The sequence below is a fragment of the Wenyingzhuangia heitensis genome (assembly GCF_011762155.1).
Lineage (GTDB): Bacteria > Bacteroidota > Bacteroidia > Flavobacteriales > Flavobacteriaceae > Wenyingzhuangia > Wenyingzhuangia heitensis.
The window spans coordinates 13,103-32,967 of the sequence record NZ_JAASQL010000007.1 but is presented as its reverse complement, the minus strand read 5'-3'; the positions used below and the strand labels follow the sequence as shown (position 1 = coordinate 32,967).

At 33.9% G+C, this 19,865-nt stretch carries 11 protein-coding genes; 9 read left to right on the top strand and 2 right to left on the bottom strand.

From position 1 onward, the window contains the following. Together FHR24_RS14700 and kduI are read right to left on the bottom strand one after the other, a co-directional pair. Positions 1-792 carry a gluconate 5-dehydrogenase gene (locus FHR24_RS14700; protein WP_167190688.1) on the bottom strand — a complete coding sequence of 264 codons (792 nt, stop codon included), beginning with the start codon at positions 790-792 and terminating at the stop codon, positions 1-3. A gap of 38 nt (positions 793-830) precedes the next feature. After that, on the bottom strand, positions 831-1,673 hold the full coding sequence (gene kduI, locus FHR24_RS14695; protein WP_167190685.1) for a 5-dehydro-4-deoxy-D-glucuronate isomerase: 843 nt from the start codon (positions 1,671-1,673) through the stop codon (positions 831-833). Positions 1,674-1,811: 138 nt separating this feature from the next. On the opposite strand from kduI, the gene FHR24_RS14690 reads away from it, so the two are divergent. From FHR24_RS14690 to FHR24_RS14650, 9 genes are all read left to right on the top strand, one after another. Next, entirely contained in the window at positions 1,812-2,819 is a 1,008-nt protein-coding gene (locus FHR24_RS14690; protein WP_167190682.1) for a LacI family DNA-binding transcriptional regulator, read from the top strand. A gap of 3 nt (positions 2,820-2,822) precedes the next feature. Further along, a complete protein-coding gene (locus FHR24_RS14685; RefSeq protein WP_167190679.1) occupies positions 2,823-6,911 on the top strand; it encodes a hybrid sensor histidine kinase/response regulator transcription factor in 4,089 nt (1,362 codons plus the stop codon). A 201-nt stretch (positions 6,912-7,112) separates the two neighbouring features. Further along, on the top strand, positions 7,113-8,639 hold the full coding sequence (locus tag FHR24_RS14680; RefSeq protein ID WP_167190675.1) for a hypothetical protein: 1,527 nt from the start codon (positions 7,113-7,115) through the stop codon (positions 8,637-8,639). A 47-nt stretch (positions 8,640-8,686) separates the two neighbouring features. Then, a complete protein-coding gene (locus tag FHR24_RS14675; protein ID WP_243846567.1) occupies positions 8,687-11,815 on the top strand; it encodes a SusC/RagA family TonB-linked outer membrane protein in 3,129 nt (1,042 codons plus the stop codon). Between the two features lie 27 nt (positions 11,816-11,842). Beyond that, positions 11,843-13,567: a RagB/SusD family nutrient uptake outer membrane protein gene (locus FHR24_RS14670; protein WP_167190669.1), complete on the top strand. Its 1,725-nt coding sequence runs from the start codon at positions 11,843-11,845 to the stop codon at positions 13,565-13,567. A gap of 175 nt (positions 13,568-13,742) precedes the next feature. Then, positions 13,743-14,942, top strand: coding sequence for a glycoside hydrolase family 88 protein (locus FHR24_RS14665; RefSeq protein WP_167190665.1), 1,200 nt, complete (start codon positions 13,743-13,745; stop codon positions 14,940-14,942). 3 nt (positions 14,943-14,945) lie between these two features. Beyond that, positions 14,946-16,505, top strand: a complete 1,560-nt coding sequence (locus FHR24_RS14660; protein ID WP_167190662.1) for a DUF4955 domain-containing protein — start codon at positions 14,946-14,948, stop codon at positions 16,503-16,505. A gap of 59 nt (positions 16,506-16,564) precedes the next feature. Continuing rightward, positions 16,565-18,085: a sulfatase family protein gene (locus FHR24_RS14655; protein ID WP_243846566.1), complete on the top strand. Its 1,521-nt coding sequence runs from the start codon at positions 16,565-16,567 to the stop codon at positions 18,083-18,085. A 96-nt stretch (positions 18,086-18,181) separates the two neighbouring features. Beyond that, the gene (locus tag FHR24_RS14650) at positions 18,182-19,846 is read left to right on the top strand and encodes a glycosyl hydrolase family 28-related protein (protein WP_167190656.1); all 1,665 of its coding nucleotides are present in this window, start codon (positions 18,182-18,184) and stop codon (positions 19,844-19,846) included. The last annotated feature ends 19 nt before the right edge of the window (positions 19,847-19,865 follow it).

The following is a 19,865-nucleotide window of genomic DNA, read 5'->3' as shown; positions in this document are numbered from 1 at the left end:
TTAATTTTCGTTAGAGGGTTTACCAATAGTAGCTAAAATTCCACCATCAACATAGACCACATGTCCATTTACAAAATCACTTGCTTTTGAACTTAAAAAAACAGCAGCTCCTTGCAAATCTTCTGGATCTCCCCATCTAGCAGCTGGGGTTCTATTAATGATAAATTCATTAAAAGGATGTCCATCTACTCGAATAGGTGCCGTTTGACTCGTTGCAAAATATCCTGGTCCAATTCCGTTAGTCTGAATGTTGTACTTAGCCCATTCTGTTGCCATGTTCTTGGTTAACATTTTTAAACCACCTTTGGCAGCAGCATAAGCACTTACAGAGTCTCTACCCAACTCGCTCATCATAGAACAAATATTGATAATTTTTCCTCCTCCTCTTTCAATCATTCCTTTGGCTACATTTTTAGAAACAATAAAAGGCGAAATTAAATCTACATTTATAACAGCAGTAAAATCAGCAACTTCCATGTCAATCATAGGAGTTCTTTTAATGATACCTGCATTGTTAATCAAGATATCAATAGGTGCTACTTCTGCTTCAATGGTTTTAATTCCTTTAATCACAGCTGCTTCATCTGTTACATCAAAAACATAACCGTAAGCATCTAAGCCACAAGCTTTGTACTCTTCTACTGCAGCATCAATAGCATCTTGAGACAAACCGTTTACAACAATTTTTGCTCCTGCATTTCCTAATCCTTTGGCCATGGCCATTCCTAATCCGTGCACTGCTCCTGTTACCAATGCGGTTTTTCCTGTTAAATCAAATAAGTTAATTGACATTTATTTTTGGTTTTGGTTTATTTTTGGTTTGGTTGATGTTATCTTAACTCATTGATTTTGCACATATCCATGTCACTATAATCTAAATTTTCTCCTGCCATACCCCACACAAAAGTGTAAGCACAAGTTCCAGATCCTGAGTGAATAGACCATGGTGGAGAAATAACAGCTTGTTCATTGGCCATCCAAATATGTCTTGTTTCTGTAGGTTGTCCCATAAAATGACATACTGCTTGATCTTGAGGAACGTCTATGTAGAAATAAATTTCCATTCTTCTGTCGTGAACGTGAGCTGGCATGGTGTTCCAAACACTTCCTTCTTTTAACGTAGTCATTCCCATTTGTAATTGACAAACGTCTACCACACTATTTACAATGTATTTACGAATGGTTCTTGCATTGGCCGTTTCTAAAGAACCTAACTCAGTTACTTCCACGTCATCCAAACCAATTTTTTTAACTGGAAAAGATTTGTGTGCTGGTGTAGAGTTTATGTAGAATTTTGCAGGTTCTGATGCTACAGCACTTACAAAGTTTATTTCTTTGTTTCCGCTACCTACATACAAAGCTTCTTTATGATTCAATTCATAAGCAGTTCCGTCTACTTCTACAGATCCTTTTCCACCTACGTTAATAATTCCCAATTCACGTCTTTCTAAAAAGTAATTTGCTTTTAAGGCATCTACTACTTCTAAAGGAATTGTTTTATCTACAGGCATCACTCCTCCTATAATATATCTATCGTAATGCGAGTACACCAACTTTACCTCATTGCTAATAAATAATTTTTCTATCAAGAACTCATCTCTTAATTCTTGTGTGTCCATTTGCTTAACTTCTCTTGGCGAAGCAGCATATCTTGTTTCTACGTTTTTGTTCATAATGTTACACTTTTGATCATTTTTTGGTAAATGTAATAAATATTTTAAAAATACAATCGATTGTATTTTTAAAATTTGAATTTATATATTTGTTGATGATTAGTTTCGGTAGTACATTTACGTGACTATAAATTTTATATGAAAAACTCAAAACCAACCATACACGATATTTCTAAAGCGTTAAACATTAACAGTTCAACGGTTTCTAGAGCTTTAAACAACAGCCCTAGGGTATCTAAAAAAACCAAAGATTTAATCTTAAAAAAAGCTAAAGAATTAGGGTATCAAAAAAACACATTGGCATCTAATTTAAGAACCAACAAAACAAATACCATTGGAATTATAGTGCCTAGAATTTCTAGAAACTTCTTTTCTTCGGTAATTTCTGGTATTGAGGAACGAGCATATATTGCAGGTTATAATGTAGTAATTGGTCAAAGTTTTGAAAGTTTTGAACGTGAACAAAAATTAGTTTCTACTTTTCTCTCTAACCGTGTAGATGGTTTGTTAATTTCAATTTCTATGGAAACCACAGACTATGATCATTTAGAAAATTTTAAAAACAATGGAGGTCCTATTGTCTTTTATGACAGACCTGTCCCTTTAAAAAACTTTGCTTCTATTACTATTAATGATTTTGAAGCTAGCTTTGTGGCCACGCAACATTTAATTAGTAAAGGCTGTAAAAATATTGTTCATTTTTCTGGAATTCAGAAAATAGCTTTGTACAAAAACCGTAAAGAAGGTTATATAGCGGCATTAAAAAAACACAATATTCCTGTAAACGAAGATTATATTTTTGAGGCTAAATTATCTGAAAATGATGGAGTTGAGTTTGCAAAAAAAATTCTAAAACTTGGAAATATAGATGGTATTTATGCCTCAAATGACACATCAGCCATTGGTGCCATGCAATACTTAAAAGCCAATGGAATTAGAATTCCTGAAGATATTTCTGTAGTAGGTTTTAACAACGATCCTATTTCTGCGGTAATAGAACCTAATTTAACCACTATTAATCAACCCGATTTTGAAATGGGAACCATTGCTTGTTCTCAATTGATAGATTTAATTGAAAAGAAAGATGTAAACGGTCAACATCAATCTAAAGTTTTACCAACCGAATTGATTGTTAGAAATTCTTAATTTATGACGTTAAACACTTCTTTTTTATCTCGTATTATTTTGTTGATTTTTGGAATTTTATTTTTTCAAAATCACACCTTTGCACAAACTGCTTTTGACAAACTAGAAGATCTTCGTTTTAAGCATTTGTCTATCAAAGAGGGACTTTCTCAGAGATCGGTTACCTCTATAATACAAGATTCTAAAGGATATTTATGGTTTGGAACCAGAGATGGTTTAAACATGTTTGATGGAACAGATGTTATTGTTTTTAGACACAATTCTGAAGATACAACAAGCCTTAGCCACAGCTGGGTCACTTCTGTTTTTGAAGACAGTAACAGAAATATTTGGGTAGGTACCACAGATGGATTGAACCTATACAATCCTAAAGAGCGAAATTTTATCCGTTATCAAAAAAATCATCCTAACAACTTTTTAACAGATAATAATGTTTGGAACATAGCTCAGGTTGATGATAAAACGCTATGGATTACCACCAACAAAAATATCACTTTGGTTGATGTTGAAAATAAAAAATCAAAGGCATTGCCTAAAGATATTGGTAATAAAATCAAATTCAATCAAATAAGAGCTGCCTACAAAACCAAAGACGGTTTTATTTGGCTTTGTACTCCCAAAAAAATTATCAAATACAATTTAGATCTTCACAAAGTTGAATTGTATCAATATCCTAATGACTCCAATTCGGAACCTCATCATAACAATGCACCAAAAATCTATCAGGATACTAGGAACAAAATTTGGTTGGGTTACGAAAACGGATTGGCAACTTGGGATGCCAAACAGCATAAATTTGTAGATGCTCCGTACAACATTACAAGCCCCGTTAGAACTTTTAACGAAGATGTTGACGGAAATTTATGGATAGGTAGTTACACCGGTTTGTACATTCTAAATTCACAAAGAACCAAAGTAAAACAATTTGTAAATGACCCTAACCGGTTGGGGAGTTTGAGTCAGAATTCCATTTACAACATTACTAGAGACAACCGTGGAGACATGTGGATTGGTACTTGGGCTGGTGGTGTCAATCATTTTGATTACAACTTTCAGACGTTTAAACAAATAGCCTACGGAACTAGTCACAAAATGCTAAATTACAGTGTAGTTAGCTCCATTATTGAACTAGATAATGGAAACTTATTTGTAGGAACAGAAGGGGGTGGTTTAAACTATTATAACAAAAGTAAAGATGCATTTACCTACTATAAATACAATTCTAAAAACCCAAACTCTTTAGGCTCTAACAATATAAAAGCACTTTTATTAGACAAACATCATCAATTATGGATTGGTACGCACGACAAAGGCTTGTTTTATACCAACATTCAAAAAAAGCCATTTTTATTTAACAAAGTGAATCCTATTTTAAGTGATGGAACTTATTTAGAGGAATGTAGAATTTTAAGTTTGTACCAAGACGAACAGCAAAATATATGGATTGGAACTTTGGCAAAAGGACTTTTTGTTTACAACACAACCAACAAAACAATTAAAAAAATATCCAATTACTTAAACTCTATTAAATGTATTTCTAAGTCAGACAAAGCAAATGAAATTTTAATTGGAGGATTGGGAGGAGTTGAAAAAATTAACACGCTTACACATAAGGTAACGTTTTTAAATAACGAGAACTCAAAAACGTTTATTCCAAAATCTGTAAACTGTATTTTAGTACATCAAAAAAAAATATGGATAGGTACCGAAGGAAAAGGTCTTTACAAAGTTGATGTAACCAAAAACATTACAACCAAATTTAGTATTGCAGAAGGGTTGTTGAGCGAAGTAATTTATGGAATTATTTCTGGCAATGATGGCAAAATATGGATGAGTACCAATAGTGGAATTAGTAGTTTAACGATTGAAGGTAATGAAATTGAAAATTACTTAGAACCTGATGGTTTGCAAGGTAGAGAGTTTAATTACGGAGCCTACTCTAAAGGAAAAAATGGAGTATTAATGTTTGGTGGTACCAACGGACTAAACATTTTTAACCCAAAAGAAATTATTAAAAATAACTTTGTGCCTCCTGTTGATATTTATGGAATTAACATAAACAACAAAAACTACATTAACATTACCAATCCTAATTTTAAGATTGATTTAAAACACAATCAAAATGACATTCAGGTAGATTATACGGCTTTGAGTTTTTCTCAAGCTGAAAAAAATCAGTTTGCTTATAAATTAGAGGGTTTTGATACTGAATGGAAATATGTAGGACAAAACAAAAGAGCCACTTATACCAATTTAGATAGCGGAACCTACACCTTTAAAGTAAAGGCAGCCAATAGCAACAATTTATGGAATGTTACGGGTAAAAATATTCAGTTAACCATATTACCCGCTCCATGGAAAACTTGGTGGGCTTACACCATCTACACCTTACTCCTATTCACTTTGTTGTTGTTTATACAACGCATTATCATTATTAGAATTAAAGAAAGAAACGAGTTAAAACAAGAGAAACTAGACAAAGAACGTTTGGAGGAAATCAATCAGTTAAAACTAACCATGTTCACTAATATTTCTCATGATTTTAGAACCCCTCTTACGCTAATTATTGGTCCGTTACAACGTATGATTAAAAATAATTTGGGAAATATAGAAATTCAAAAACAACATAAAATTATGCACACCAATGCAAATATGTTGTTAGAGTTAATCAATCAATTACTAGATTTTAGAAAAAGTGAATCTGGTAAATTGCAGTTGTATGCATCGGAATCTAATATTGTAGATTTTGTAAAAACCATTAAAAAAGCCTTTGATGAACTGGCTAGTTTTAAACAATACTCTTTTGATTTTTATAGCGAACAAGAAAATATTTCACTTTGGTTTGATCAAATCAAAATGAAAAAAATATTATACAACTTACTTTCCAATGCTTTTAAATACAATGAGGAACATGGAAAAATTGCTATTAAAATAGGATTTGAAGATGAAAAATTTAAAAAATATGTCACCATTAAAATCATCAATTACGGAGAGGTAATTCCTTCACAAAATTTAGATTCAATTTTTGATCGTTTTTATAGGTTTGACAAAGAAGGAAAACAAAAAGGGACAGGAATTGGACTTGCGTTAACCAAAAATTTGGTGGAATTGCATTACGGAAAAATAACAGCAACTAGTTCTAAACAAGACGGAACTTGTTTTAAAGTAATGGTTCCGCTTGGCAAAAAACATTTAAGAGAAGAAGAACGTATTGCACACAAAGTAGCCAATATTGATATTGAAAAGTCTTTCTTATTAGAAAAAAATCTAAAAACACAAGAGCAAGAATCATTGCAACAAGAGGAACACATCAACCCTAACAAACAAACCATTTTGGTGGTAGAAGACAATATTGAAGTTCGGAACTTTGTAAAAGAAATTTTTGAACACAACTACAATATTGTTGAAGCCGAAAACGGAAAAATAGGATTGGAAATTCTTAAAAAAACAAATCCTGAATTGGTGATTAGTGATGTGATGATGCCAGAAATGGACGGTTTTGAATTGTGTGAAAACATTAAGAAAAACATTCTTACCAGCCATATTCCTGTTATATTACTAACTGCAAAAACAGCTATAGAACATCAAAAAACAGGTTTTACTACCGGAGCCGATGCCTATATTTCTAAACCCTTTGATGCTGCTATTTTAGAAATACGTGTTCAGAATATTTTAAATACACGTAAAAATTTGATTTCTAAGTTTAAAAAAGAAATTATTTTAGAACCTAAAGAAATGGTGAGTACTTCTGCTGATGAAGAATTCTTAAAAAAAGCCATTGATATTATTGAAGAAAACCTACACGACAATAATTTTAATGTAAACCAATTTACTCAAAAAATGAACATGAGTAGATCTGTAGTTTACAGAAAAACCAAAGCCTTAACAGATCAATCTATTACCGAATTTATTAGAACTATCAAACTAAAAAAAGCAGCTCAAATGTTGGTAAAAACTCCTATGAGTATTTCTGAAATTGCTTATGAAATTGGCTTTAGCGATTTAAAATATTTTAGGTCTTGCTTTAAAAAACAGTTTAATGACGTTCCCTCTGCTTACAGATCTAAAAACGCAGAAAACAAGACTAATTAATCGGCAAACAAATAATCCATTTATTAAAAATATGATTAAAAACACCCCTGTAAATTAAAATAAAATCACCAAAAACACAGTAAAACTGCAGTAAACACAACGCAAGAGCAATTTATCCCCTCCCTAAAGGCAATTTCCCCCTCTTGTAAATTCTCATCTTTTTTGAAATTGCGTTCATCGAACTAAACAATTTTAAAGATCATGAAAAACCAAGTACTCACCTTGTTTTGTGCAGCCACATTACTACTATTTTTTGGTAGTTGTACAAAAGATACTTTTATAGAAAACTCCAATGATTCTCTATACAAAGCTCCCACACAATTAGCGTATTCAGAAATTTTAAATGCTCGTGAATTTTCGTTCATTAAATCTGGAACTCCTATTGTACAAACCAACAACTTAATTCCTACTTACGAAATTATAGCAGGAAGAAACGGAAATGGAAATGTTTTAGATGCTACTTATATGGCAGATGTAAGCATTCAAAACCCAACAGAAGTTACCGCAAATTTAGATCCTGAAGATTATTTTGTAAATACGGAAGGAGACAGTGTAAAAACTTACACGGCTACCAACTATCAAACAGCCGGAGTTATTATCATTGCCGATGAAAACAAATTTGGGATTGGTGATTATTATTTTGATGTGAAAGTAACCACTCAAAATAAAGAAACTACCTACACCTCTACTTTTAACGATGTTTTTCATTTAAATGTTGGGCCACAACTAGTCACTAACTTATTATTTTCTCCTATTGCTCAAAATTTGGTGGTAGGAACAGGAAACACAACTTCTCAGCCCTATTTAATTACAGGAAATACAGATGTTACTTTTGATTTGTTATCTGATACTGATAAATTATCCATCAACAACCAAACAGGAGTTATTTCTCTTCTAGATAGCTATAGTACTACAGAAAACGACACACTTTACCCAACTGTACAAGTAACAAGTAATATAAGTCAAGAGACTACTACTTTTCAAGGAGATAGTTTTCTTATGCTAGTTGCCTCTAACACTCCGGTGGACCTGCCTAAAAAGACCAATTACTTCTTTTATCCAACCTTAGAATCCGAAAATAAAACTTTTGGATATGCTATTGATATGATTGAGCAAGGTTCTACAACAGCTTGGGCACAAGCCAATCCATCACCTTTAGCAGCAGAAGAAAGACCAGACGGAATTGAAAACAAATCTATTTGGATCAACGTAACCGTTGGAGATCGATTGGCACATGAGTCTGATGTCATCCTCAACTCACAAGACTTAACACAATTTAGTTTAGGGTTTGATGTTTCTGCCATATTCCACATTAAAAATCAATATGTAGAATACATGCCTGATGGAAAAACTCCTACAGAACTAGAAGTTTATTATTCTGCAGATTATACAGGAAATAACGCAACAGCTACTTGGACAAAAATTAACGATGAAGTTACTAGTCAAATCAACAGTTTAACAACTACTCCTTTTGCAGGATTGCCTTATCCTGGAGATCAAAAAATTGGTGGTGGTGATCCAGACGGACAAAAAGATGCTACTAAAAATGCAGACAATAAATGGACACGTTGCGAGCTTGACTTAAACCCTTACAAAGACATTAAAAACTTCACTTTAAAATTTAAAGTAAAATCTAACTACACAGGTTCTTTAAACGACATAAGCACAGCTGCTAGACCAGGTAGATATTACATTTCTGATGTTCACTTTAAAGCTTCAGAAGAATGATTGTAACATCAAACCTAGAAAAAAAGAACCCACTAAACTCTATTCAAATGAAAAAAAACATAGGATTTCTGCTTTTATTTTTATGTGCATCCCTATCGTATGCACAAGTAATTAGCGGAAAAGTAACAGATATGAAAGGAGAACCTTTGGTAGGTGCTTCTGTAGTACTTAAAGGACAAAACAAAGGAACCATTACCGATTTTGATGGATTGTATAAACTGAAAGCAAAAAAAGGGAACAAACTTATTTTTAGCTATTTAGGTTTTCAGACCAAAGAAGTTAAAATATTCAATCAAAAAACAATACAAGTACAACTAGAAACCAAAGGAATGGGGCTAGATGAAGTAGTTATTGTAGGATATGGTTCAGTAAAAAAGAAAGATTTAACAGGTGCCGTTGCCAAAGTGAGTCCAGAGGAAATTAGCAATACCGCAACCACCAATTTTGATCAAGCATTGGCAGGTCGTGTTTCTGGGGTAAATATTACTTCTTTAGATGGAACTCCTGGTGAGGCAGTTAATATTGTCATCCGTGGAGGAAATTCAATTACTGGAGACAACTCTCCTTTGTATGTTATTGATGGTGTTCCGTTGGAAGATTTTGATCCAGGATCTATTAGTACAAATGATATTGAAACTTTTGATATTTTAAAAGATGCATCGGCAACAGCAATTTATGGATCTAGAGCTGCCAACGGTGTTATTTTAATCAATACTAAAAACGGTAGAACCGATGGAAAAACAGATGTAAGAATTAATGTTTCTAACAGTTACCAATGGATTCCTAACAGATTAGAAGTGTTAAGCCCTTATGAATACGTAAAATACCAACAACAAATTGCCTATGCAATGGATGGGTATTCTCCTGGCGATAGAACAAAATTCTTTGCACAAGATTGGGTAGATCCAGAGCTGTACAGAAATGTAGAGGGAACTAGCTGGCAAGATGAAATTTTTAGATTGGCAAAAACTAACAAATACAACGCTAGTATTAGTGGAGGAGACAAAACAAGTAGAATTTATTTTTCTACAGAATACATAGATCAGGAAGGAACTTTGTTAAACACAGGTTATAAAAAAATTGTAAACAACTTAAAGTTTTCTAGAAAAATTAGTAGTAAGACTGAGTTTAAAGGTAACCTAATGTACACGCACTTAAACCGAAGTGGTTTGCGAGTTTCTGGAGACAAATACACCAGTGTTATTCGTGATGCTATTCAGTTTAGACCTGTAGAACCTATTAATGATGATGGTTTAGAATTAGGAGGTTATGATCCAGCTGATATCAACCAACGTTTTTTATACAACCCTGTAAAAAATCTAGAAAATACGGACAGACAAAGTAAGTTTGATGTTATTCGTGGTGGAGTTTCTTTAAGACATAAATTTCAACCTAATTTCTACATCAATCTATCTGGAAACTATCAAGTGGATACCAGAAAAGAAAGTTTGTTTTTTGGAGAAGATACACAATCAGGTGCAAGAGGAACAGACCATATTAACGGTTCTATTACGCAAAGAAGAAACCAAACTTTATCTTCATCTAACACCATTACTTATAAAACTCATGTAGGAAAAAGTGATTTGGCCTTTTTAGGAGGAATGGAAATGCAAGCAAGAAGTTATGAATATACCTATCTTAAAAACTCTGAAATTCCAACAGACCTATTCGGAATAGACAATATAGGATTGGGAACATCTCCTTCTATTCCTCAAAGTTCTATTTCTAAAAACACATTGCTATCTTATTTTACACGTGTAAATTATTCTTTAAAAGACAAATATCTATTAACCTTTACTTACAGAGCAGATGGTTCTTCTAAATTTAGTGAAGAGAATCGTTGGGGATATTTTCCTTCTTTTTCTACCGCTTGGAAGTTAAGTGAAGAAGATTTTATCAAAAACATAGATGCCATTTCTTTTGCTAAAGTTAGAGCAGGTTGGGGAGTTACAGGTAATAACAGAGTTAAAGATTACCAAGCCTACAATCAGCTAAATATTAACACTGGTAGTGGTTACGCTTGGGGAACAGGACAAAACTACATTCCGGGAGCTTACCAAAGTAATTTAGGTGTGCCAGATTTAACTTGGGAAACTACAGCACAAACAAACATTGGATTGGATTTTGGTTTGCTAGATCAAAAAATTGAAGCTACTGTAGATTACTACAACAAACAAACTAGTGATTTGTTATTAAATGCAGAGACCGCTCCACATACTGGTTTTGACAAAGTACAGCAAAATGTAGGTAAAATAGAAAACAAAGGATTTGAGTTTTCTTTAACCACTCAAAACTTTAATCGCAAAAATTTTAAATGGACTACTTCTTTTAACATTGCATTTAACCGCAACAAAACATTGGCTCTAAACAACGGTCAAGAAGCTATTTATACAGATCCTGAATGGAACAGTGGGTATGCAGAAAACCAATACATCACAAAAATAGGACAACCTGTAGGAATGATGTACGGTTTACAATACGAAAGAATTTATCAATGGGAAGATTTTAATTGGGACAACAACTTACAGACCTATACTTTAAAAGATGGAGTTCCAGACAATGGTGCTTTACCAGTAGCCCCAGGAAGTGTAATGTTTAAAGACATTGATGGTAACGGAACTATAAACAATGAAGATCGTGTAATTATAGGAAATCCACATCCTAAACACTTTGGAGGGTTGTCTAACAACTTTAAAGTAGGAAACTTTGATATAAGCGTGCTATTCCAGTGGTCTTATGGTTTTGATATTTTAAATGCCAACAAAGCCGTATTTAATGTGCCTGGAGCAGGGTCTCAAAATGGTTTTAAAGATTTAACCAATATTTGGACACCTACCAATACGGATACAGATATAAATACAGTTCGCTATTTATCCGTTTTTGGTACCGCTCCTAAAGGAAATTTAATTGATGATAGATATATTGAAGATGGATCTTACTTAAGACTAAACTCTGTTTCTATAGGATATAGACTTCCTAAAAAAATACTACAACCGCTAAACCTTAAAAAGGCACGTATCTATGTTACTGGTCAAAACCTGTACACTTGGACAAAGTACTCTGGTTACAACCCTGATGTTTCGGTAGGTAAATATGGAGCTTTAACTCCAAACTTAGATTATTCTGCATATCCACAAAGCGTTACTGTTATGACAGGATTAGACATCACTTTTTAATTGTTTACAAACTTAAAATTATTTAAAATGAAAATACATTTCAATAAACTGCTAAGCTCCCTACTAGCCATTGCATTGTTTGCAAGCTGTAGCGATTTTTTAGAGGAACAACCTATATCAACCATTGGAGTAGATGAATTTTACAAAGATCAAACACAAGCAGAAATTGCTTTGTCTGGAATTTATTCTAAACTAGCTGATGATAGAGTTTATGGACAAGCACTTTCCATTATTATGTCTTCTGGTACAGATGAAGGTTATTACAACAGAAGATACAACGAGAATTGGACAGTAGGTTTGTACAGACACACCTCTCAAGACAATTATGTAAAAAACTTATGGACTGCCTTATACGAAGTCATTAATTTAAGTAATACTTTTTTAGAAAAGCTAGACCCTAATGCTTTTGAAGAAGAACAATACAATGCATTGTTAGGTGAAGCTCGTTTTTTAAGAGCACATGCTTATCAACTACTGGTAGATTGGTGGGAAGAGGTTCCTATGCCATTAACACCTACATTAGACCAATCTTCTAACAACTTAGCGGTATCTAGTCTAGAGGATTTGTATGCCCAAATTATTACAGATTTTACATATGCAAGTTTGCATTTACCAGCAGCAACAGATCCTAGTTATGTATCAGGACGTGCCAACAAATATGCAGCTCATGGTTTAATGGCTCGTGCTTATTTAAAAATGGCAACCTACCCTATAAAGGATGTAACTAAGTATGAACTGGCTAAAAAACATTGTGATACCATTATTCAATCTGGAGCTCATGGTCTTAGTGTTTCACAATCTATGGTGGTAAATGATGGTAGTGATGATAAAATAGTGGTTACAGAAGACGGATACAGAAAACACTTTTTGAATTACATTCAGAATTCTTATGACATACGTGAGTCTTTGTTCGAAATTTCTTTCCGTTATTTAAGAGAGTCTGGAATTGATACTCACGGTAGATTGGGTAATTTAAACGGTGTTCCTTTTAATTTAGGAGGTGGAGATGATGGTTATCCTGGTGCTTTTGCCATGTACAACACAACTCCACTACTACGTGATTCTTACATTGCTAACAATGATAGTATTCGTAAAATGTGGAACATGGCAGAAATGACGTATTCTGCATCTGGAAATGCCTCTGCCGTAACCAATACACTAGCTAGAGGTTATGCTCCCGGAAAATATAGACGTTGGGAACCTTCTAATTACGAAGATTTATTTACAGATCCAGAACCTGGTGTTTTAGAGGCTTATGTGGTTTTAGAAGACAACCCAGCTCCTAACCGAAATTTTTCAACCGTAAATTTTCCTGTGGTTCGTTATTCAGATGTACTACTAATGTACGCAGAGGCAGACAACGCTATTAATAGTGGACCCACAGCCAGTGCTATTCAATATTTAGACGAAGTTAGAAACAGAGCAGGATTGTTTCCTATTGGTACAGCCAAACCAAATGCTATAGCAGGTCAACAAGCCTTTTTTGAGGAATTGGTAGATGAGCGTTTGCGTGAGTTGTGTTTTGAAGCTTTAAGAAAACACGATTTGATTCGTTGGGAATTGTTAGGTGAAAAATTAATGGATTTAAATGCATCTATTCAAGGATCTCCAGAATACAGCAACACCAACGAAGACCATAAATCTTATTTAAGAGCAGGACAATTTTTTAACCCAAGCAAGCATATGTCTCTGCCTTATCCTTTACAAGAAGTCAATTTAAATCAACAATTAGAACAAAAACAGAATTGGTAACTCTAGCACCTATTTAGCTAAACACCTAATTGTCAAACAAAAAACAACCTCGTATTATTTTTAACAGAAAGAAAAAACAAGATTCCACCCCTAAAACTGACCATTTTCACCACATGGGGTGGTTCTAAAAAAGTGGTTCTTGCAATTGGGAAATAATACCAACAAATACATTTATATGAAAATTAAAAGAAAAATAATCTCAGCAACATTAGCGGTAGGGCTTTTGTTTGCCTGTCAACCAAAACAAAACAAAGGAGTTGATATTCCTAAACAGGTTCAATTGTCAGAACAACAATTTTCTCTATTAACAACAGATGCAAAAAAAGCCAATAGACTTCCAAGAACTTTGGAAGCTAACGGAGAAATGCATTTTACGCACGAAAAAAAGTTCGACTGGACAGAAGGTTTTTTTCCTGGTTCTTGTTGGTATTTGTATGGATTAACACAAGACCCTAAATGGAAAGAAAATGCTATTCAATTTCAGAGTTTGTTTAAAGAACATAAAGACATTACCACCAACCACGATTTAGGTTTTGTTTTTAACTGTTCTTACGGAAACGGATACAGAATGACCAACAATGAAGAATACAAACAAGTAATGATAGATGCTGCCAATGCATTAATCACACGTTTTAATCCAAATGTAGGCTGTATTAAAAGTTGGGATGTACACAGAGGATGGCAAGCAGAAAGAGGTTGGAAATATCCTGTAATTATTGACAATATGATGAATTTAGAATTGCTTTTTGAAGTTTCTAAACTTACTGGTGATGATACTTTTAAAAACATTGCCATTGCACATGCAGACACCACGTTAAAAAACCATTATAGAGATGATAACAGTTCATATCACGTAATTGATTACGATCCAGAAACTGGAGAAGTAAGAAACAAACACACCGCGCAAGGTTTTGCGCACGAAAGTTCTTGGGCTCGTGGTCAAGCTTGGGGATTGTATGGTTACACCCTTTGTTATAGATATACGCAAGATGAAAAATACTTGAATATGGCTCAAAAAATTGCCAACTATATTTTAACCTATAAAGGAACACCAGAGGACGGAATTCCATATTGGGATTACAACGCAGCTAACATTCCTAACGAACCTAGAGATGCTTCTGCGGCTGCCGTAACAGTTTCTGCTTTAATTGAGCTAAACGGTTATAGCAATCATGACTACAAATCTAATATTGATAAAATAATGACTTCTCTTTCTAGCAATGCCTATTTTGCAAAACCAGGAGAAAACAAACATTTTTTATTAAAACATAGCACAGGTAGTATTCCTCATAATAACGAGATTGATGTGCCTTTAAATTATGCGGACTATTACTATCTTGAAGCCTTGTATAGACTTCAGAATTTAAACAACTAAGACATGAACAAACGTCATTTCATTCTAAAAACATTGGCTTTTTGCACACTTTCTTTAGCCGCTCAAAAGAAGGAATCTAGTGTATGGAACAATTATGTTACCGCTCAAGAAAATAATACAGAAGCTGTTTTACCTAATTTTTCATACGCAGGTTACAAATACAGTCAAGAAGCCATTCCAGATGTCAATCATAAAATATTTAATGTTTTAGATTTTGGAGCCATTCCTAATGATGCAAAATCTGACAAAGAAGCCGTTAAAAAAGCCATTGCTGCTGCTCAAAAAAACAAAAAAGGAATTGTTTTTTTTCCAAAAGGAAAGTACTACATCAATACAGCTAGTGATGATATTAGCACTATTTCCATCAATTCTTCTAATATCGTATTGCGTGGGGAGGGAGATGGTGAAAATGGAACTGTTTTATTTTTTGAAAAAAATTTACCTCCTAAAGATCCTAAAAAAATATACAGTTCTCCTAGTGCTTTAGAGGCCAAATCTAAAAAAGGAGACAAACTATTAACTACTGTGGTTTCCAATAGCAGTAGAGAAACCCATAAGGTTACTGTGAAAGATGCTTCTAACATTAAAACAGGAGATTGGGTAATCCTAAAAGTAGTAAACAACAGCAAAGATTTAATTGCTTATGATACCAAACCTTTAGAGGTACAACCTGAATGGACTAAAATTGTAAACAAAGGAGTTCAGGTAAATGAAAGACATCAAGTTGCTAAGGTAGATGGAAATGTTATCACTTTTGTAGAGCCTATTCATTACGATGTAAAAGCAAAACACAACTGGGAAATTCACAAGTACGGACATCTTAAAAATATTGGTTTTGAGAACATTCGTTTTGAAGGAAACTGGACCAAAGATTTTGTACATCATAGATCTGCTGAAGACGATGGGGGTTGGACTATTTTAAGTCTTTCTAGAACTGTAAACTCATGGATTAGAAATTGTACGTTTAAAAATGTAAGTCGTGCTGCTGGATTTTCTCAATCGGCTTATTGTACTGCTATCAATATAAAAGTGACAGGAACTATTGGCCATAACTCCGTACATGCAGGTGGTGGTTCTACCGGTATTTTATTAGCCAAAATTACCGATACTGCAGGAATGCATCATGCGGTAGGTGTAGGTGGTGGTAGCACTACGGGAACCGTAATTTGGAGGTGTAAATATCCTGCACATACTTCTTTTGAATCTCACGCTTCTCAACCAAGATGTACTTTGTTTGACAATGTAGAGGGTGGCTTTTTTGCGGGTAGAGCTGGTGGAGCAAGACAGAGCTTGCCCAACCACGGACGATATTTGGTCTTATGGAACTATAAAGAAACTGACGAAGCTGAAAAAGACTTCCGTTTTGTAGCAACCGATACTTGGTTTTGGAGAATTGTTCCTCCTATTATTGTAGGGTTCCATGGAGCAGGAACTACTTTTAAAACCGATGAAGTTCAGATTGCAGAAAGTATAGGAACTCCTGTGCAACCAGAATCTTTGTTTGAAGAACAACTAAAATTACGTTTGGGCAAACTTCCTAATTGGATGCATGCATACAAATAATCACAAAAAAACTTAAAATGAAATCTATCAAAAATATAGCTTTAACTTTTTTCAGCCTTATGAGCCTTCTTTCATGTGCTCAACAAAAAGAAAAAAACAAGGATCAAAAAAAACCCAATGTCTTAATTATTTTTCCAGATCAGCTAAGGAGATATTCTGCAGGCTTTTGGTCAGAAGAACCTTACAAGAGTTTGGCTTATGGAAAAACGGATCCTGTAATTACTCCCAACATAGACAAATTGGCTAAAAACGGAGTTGTATTTACCAAAGCCATTAGTAACTTTCCGTTATGTAGTCCCTACCGAGGAATGTTAATGTCGGGTATGTATCCAGAGCAAAACGGAATTTGGAACAATTGTAAAGTAGGGAGAGAACATAGCTTAAAGAAGGATATTCCAACCATTCCATCCTTATTTTTAGAAGCAGGGTACAACACGGCATACATTGGGAAATGTCACTGGTTAAAAAACGATCCTTTGTTTGATGAAAAAGGAAATTATGTAGGAACAACCAAAGCTCCAGGCGGACATCATGTAAACAAATACGATACTTATATTCCTAGTGATCAAAGACACGGAATAGAGTATTTTTATCAGGCATTAAAAGACGAACATTATAATCCTCATATTTATTCTAACGACCCTAGTGTGATTGAGGGTAAAAAAGATGGAGAATTGCATTTGCCTAAAATATTTTCTCCTAAAAACGAAGCCAACATCATAATCAATTACCTAAAAAACCAAGACAAACACAGAGATACTTCTAAACCTTTTTGTATGATTTGGGCAATGAACCCTCCTCACAATCCTTGGGATGATGAAAACACAGACATGGAGGTTTTAAGAGAAAATTATGACAAAGATAAATTTCCAACCATTAATGACGATTTGTTAGTGCGTAAAAATGCTGACAAGGAAGTTGCAAAATATGCTCGTCATTACTACGCAAACGTGACTAGTTCTGACCATTACATTGGTTTGGTGTTGGATGAATTGGAAAAAAGTGGAGAGCTAGACAATACCATTGTAATTTTTAGTTCAGATCATGGAGAAATGTTAGGTAGCCATGGTAAAACAGGTAAAAATGTAGTGCAATTAGAATCTTTAGCTATTCCGTTTATTGTGCACTGGCCAAAAGGTTTAAAACCTGGTATTGAAGACATTATTTTAAGTGCTCCTGATGTGTTACCAACCGCTATGGGGTTGGCTGGAATCAATAATCAAATTCCTACAAGTATTGAAGGAACCAACTACGCTCCTATTCTAAAAGATGAAAAAACAAATCTTAAAAAGCCAGAAGCTGCTTTAATTATGTTAGGAAATTCAAGAGGTGTACAAACAGACAGGTATACGTTTTGTGTAGAAGAAAACAAAAAACAATGGGATAAAAAGAAAGGGAAAAGCATTAAACAAGTCTTTTTCTACGACAACGAAAAAGATCCTTACCAGCTACACAAAATAACCATGAATGAAGCTCCAAAAACATGTAAAAAATTGTTAGGAACACTAGCTACGTTGTTAGAAAAAACAAACGACCCTTGGTTTCAAACAAAAAAATATAGCGAGTTAATTCCTTATTAGAATTTGCTCCTAAAGAATTTCTCTCTTTTTAATTCCCTTATCTTTTGATGTTATATTATTTAGGTAAGGGAATTTTAATCATCAATCTAGATTATTATGAAAACCAATCCTCTTTACCTTGTTTGTTTTGTGCTGCTTTGGTCTTGTCAGCAAACAGAAAAATTGTGGGAACCTAACTTGCTAAAGGAGTTTAAACAAAAAGGAATTGCCTCTAACCTCCCCGATTATTCTTATGCGGGTTATGCCTATGGCGAAAAACCAATTCCCAACATACATAGCACCAACTACAACGTAACCGATTTTGGAGCCGTTCCTAATGATGGTAAAGACGACACGCAAGCCATTAACACAACCATAGAAACTGCAGGTAAAAACGGTGGTGGAATTGTGTTTTTTCCCAAAGGAACTTTTCATGTAAACTTAGACACTACACAGACCCAAATTGTACACATAAACTACAGCAATATTATATTAAGAGGTTCTGGTTCTAAGGATGATGGTACCGTTATTTTTAGTGGTTCATCCACACATCAAGCAGAAGAGGACAGTCCTTGGTTGTCTCCTTTTGTGTTTCATTCTGGACTAAATTTACAAGACACTCACAGTTTTTATAATTTTGAAGATTTAACAACCACCTCAACCATTACCGAAGCAGTAAATGCAGGGACTAAAATTTTAACCGTAGCCTCTACAAAAGGATTACATCCCAAAGATGTAATTATAGTTGCCCTACAAAATACGACAGATGATGGAAATTTAATGCAAGATTTAATGCATCCTTTAACTTTTGAACCTTTTCAAGTTAATTATTTAAATGCAGGTAAAGAAAAAGCCAAATCTTTTCAGTGGTCCGTAGAAATTGATCAAATTCTAGACGAACATCATCTACTTTTAAAACAACCTACTAGAAGAAAAATTGATTTAAAATACAACCCAAGTATTGCATTGTTTCCCATGCTAACAAATATTGGTGTAGAACATTTTAAATTTAGTTCTGCTTGGGATGGGGAATACAAACACCATCAAAACAGAGAAATGGATTATGGTTGGGGAGCTATTAATTTACACAGAGTTTCTCACGGATGGATCAAAGACATACACATACACAATTACACACAAACCACACATTTGGTAAACAGTAGAAATGTTACCATTCAAGACATTCACATTACAGGAAAAGCAGGGCATTATTCGCCTAAAATGTATCATTCCTCAGACAACTTGGTACAAAACATTCAAGTAGATGCTAAAATGACTCACGGTCCTGGATTAGAAGGTTGCTCTTTTGGAAACGTATATAGAAACATTTCTTACAAATATCCATCAACCATAGATTTACACGGAATGGCCGATGCTGGTTTTTGTCCGCCTATGTACAATTTGTTTGAAAACATTCAAAATATAGAAAAAATTGCAGGTGGTGGTGCCCCACAAAACATTCCACATTCTGGAGAATACAACACGTTTTGGAATGTAGAATTAGACGGTTGGAAAGATGACAATTACAACGAGTTATTTTCTAGTTGGATTTGGAGAGATCCTATAAAATTTAAAAATAAAATGCATATAGATTGCCACAAACAATATTTAAGAAGTAATGTAATTGGAGTGCATTCTAAAAAGGAAAACCACTTATTAACCATTGAACATCAAGACAAAAATCGTGCTGATGAATGGATTTATGTAGAAGGTTTAAACTCTAAAAAACCGATGGTTCCTTTGTACCAAACTCAATTAGAGCTACGATTAAACGCTCAATAAAAACAACTAAAACTTTACC

Coding starts and splice junctions, on each gene's coding strand:
- FHR24_RS14700 (WP_167190688.1), bottom strand. CDS start 792: ATGTCAATTAACTTATTTGATTTAACAGGAAAAACCGCATTGGTAACA.
- kduI (WP_167190685.1), bottom strand. CDS start 1,673: ATGAACAAAAACGTAGAAACAAGATATGCTGCTTCGCCAAGAGAAGTT.
- FHR24_RS14690 (WP_167190682.1), top strand. CDS start 1,812: ATGAAAAACTCAAAACCAACCATACACGATATTTCTAAAGCGTTAAAC.
- FHR24_RS14685 (WP_167190679.1), top strand. CDS start 2,823: ATGACGTTAAACACTTCTTTTTTATCTCGTATTATTTTGTTGATTTTT.
- FHR24_RS14680 (WP_167190675.1), top strand. CDS start 7,113: ATGAAAAACCAAGTACTCACCTTGTTTTGTGCAGCCACATTACTACTA.
- FHR24_RS14675 (WP_243846567.1), top strand. CDS start 8,687: ATGAAAAAAAACATAGGATTTCTGCTTTTATTTTTATGTGCATCCCTA.
- FHR24_RS14670 (WP_167190669.1), top strand. CDS start 11,843: ATGAAAATACATTTCAATAAACTGCTAAGCTCCCTACTAGCCATTGCA.
- FHR24_RS14665 (WP_167190665.1), top strand. CDS start 13,743: ATGAAAATTAAAAGAAAAATAATCTCAGCAACATTAGCGGTAGGGCTT.
- FHR24_RS14660 (WP_167190662.1), top strand. CDS start 14,946: ATGAACAAACGTCATTTCATTCTAAAAACATTGGCTTTTTGCACACTT.
- FHR24_RS14655 (WP_243846566.1), top strand. CDS start 16,565: ATGAGCCTTCTTTCATGTGCTCAACAAAAAGAAAAAAACAAGGATCAA.
- FHR24_RS14650 (WP_167190656.1), top strand. CDS start 18,182: ATGAAAACCAATCCTCTTTACCTTGTTTGTTTTGTGCTGCTTTGGTCT.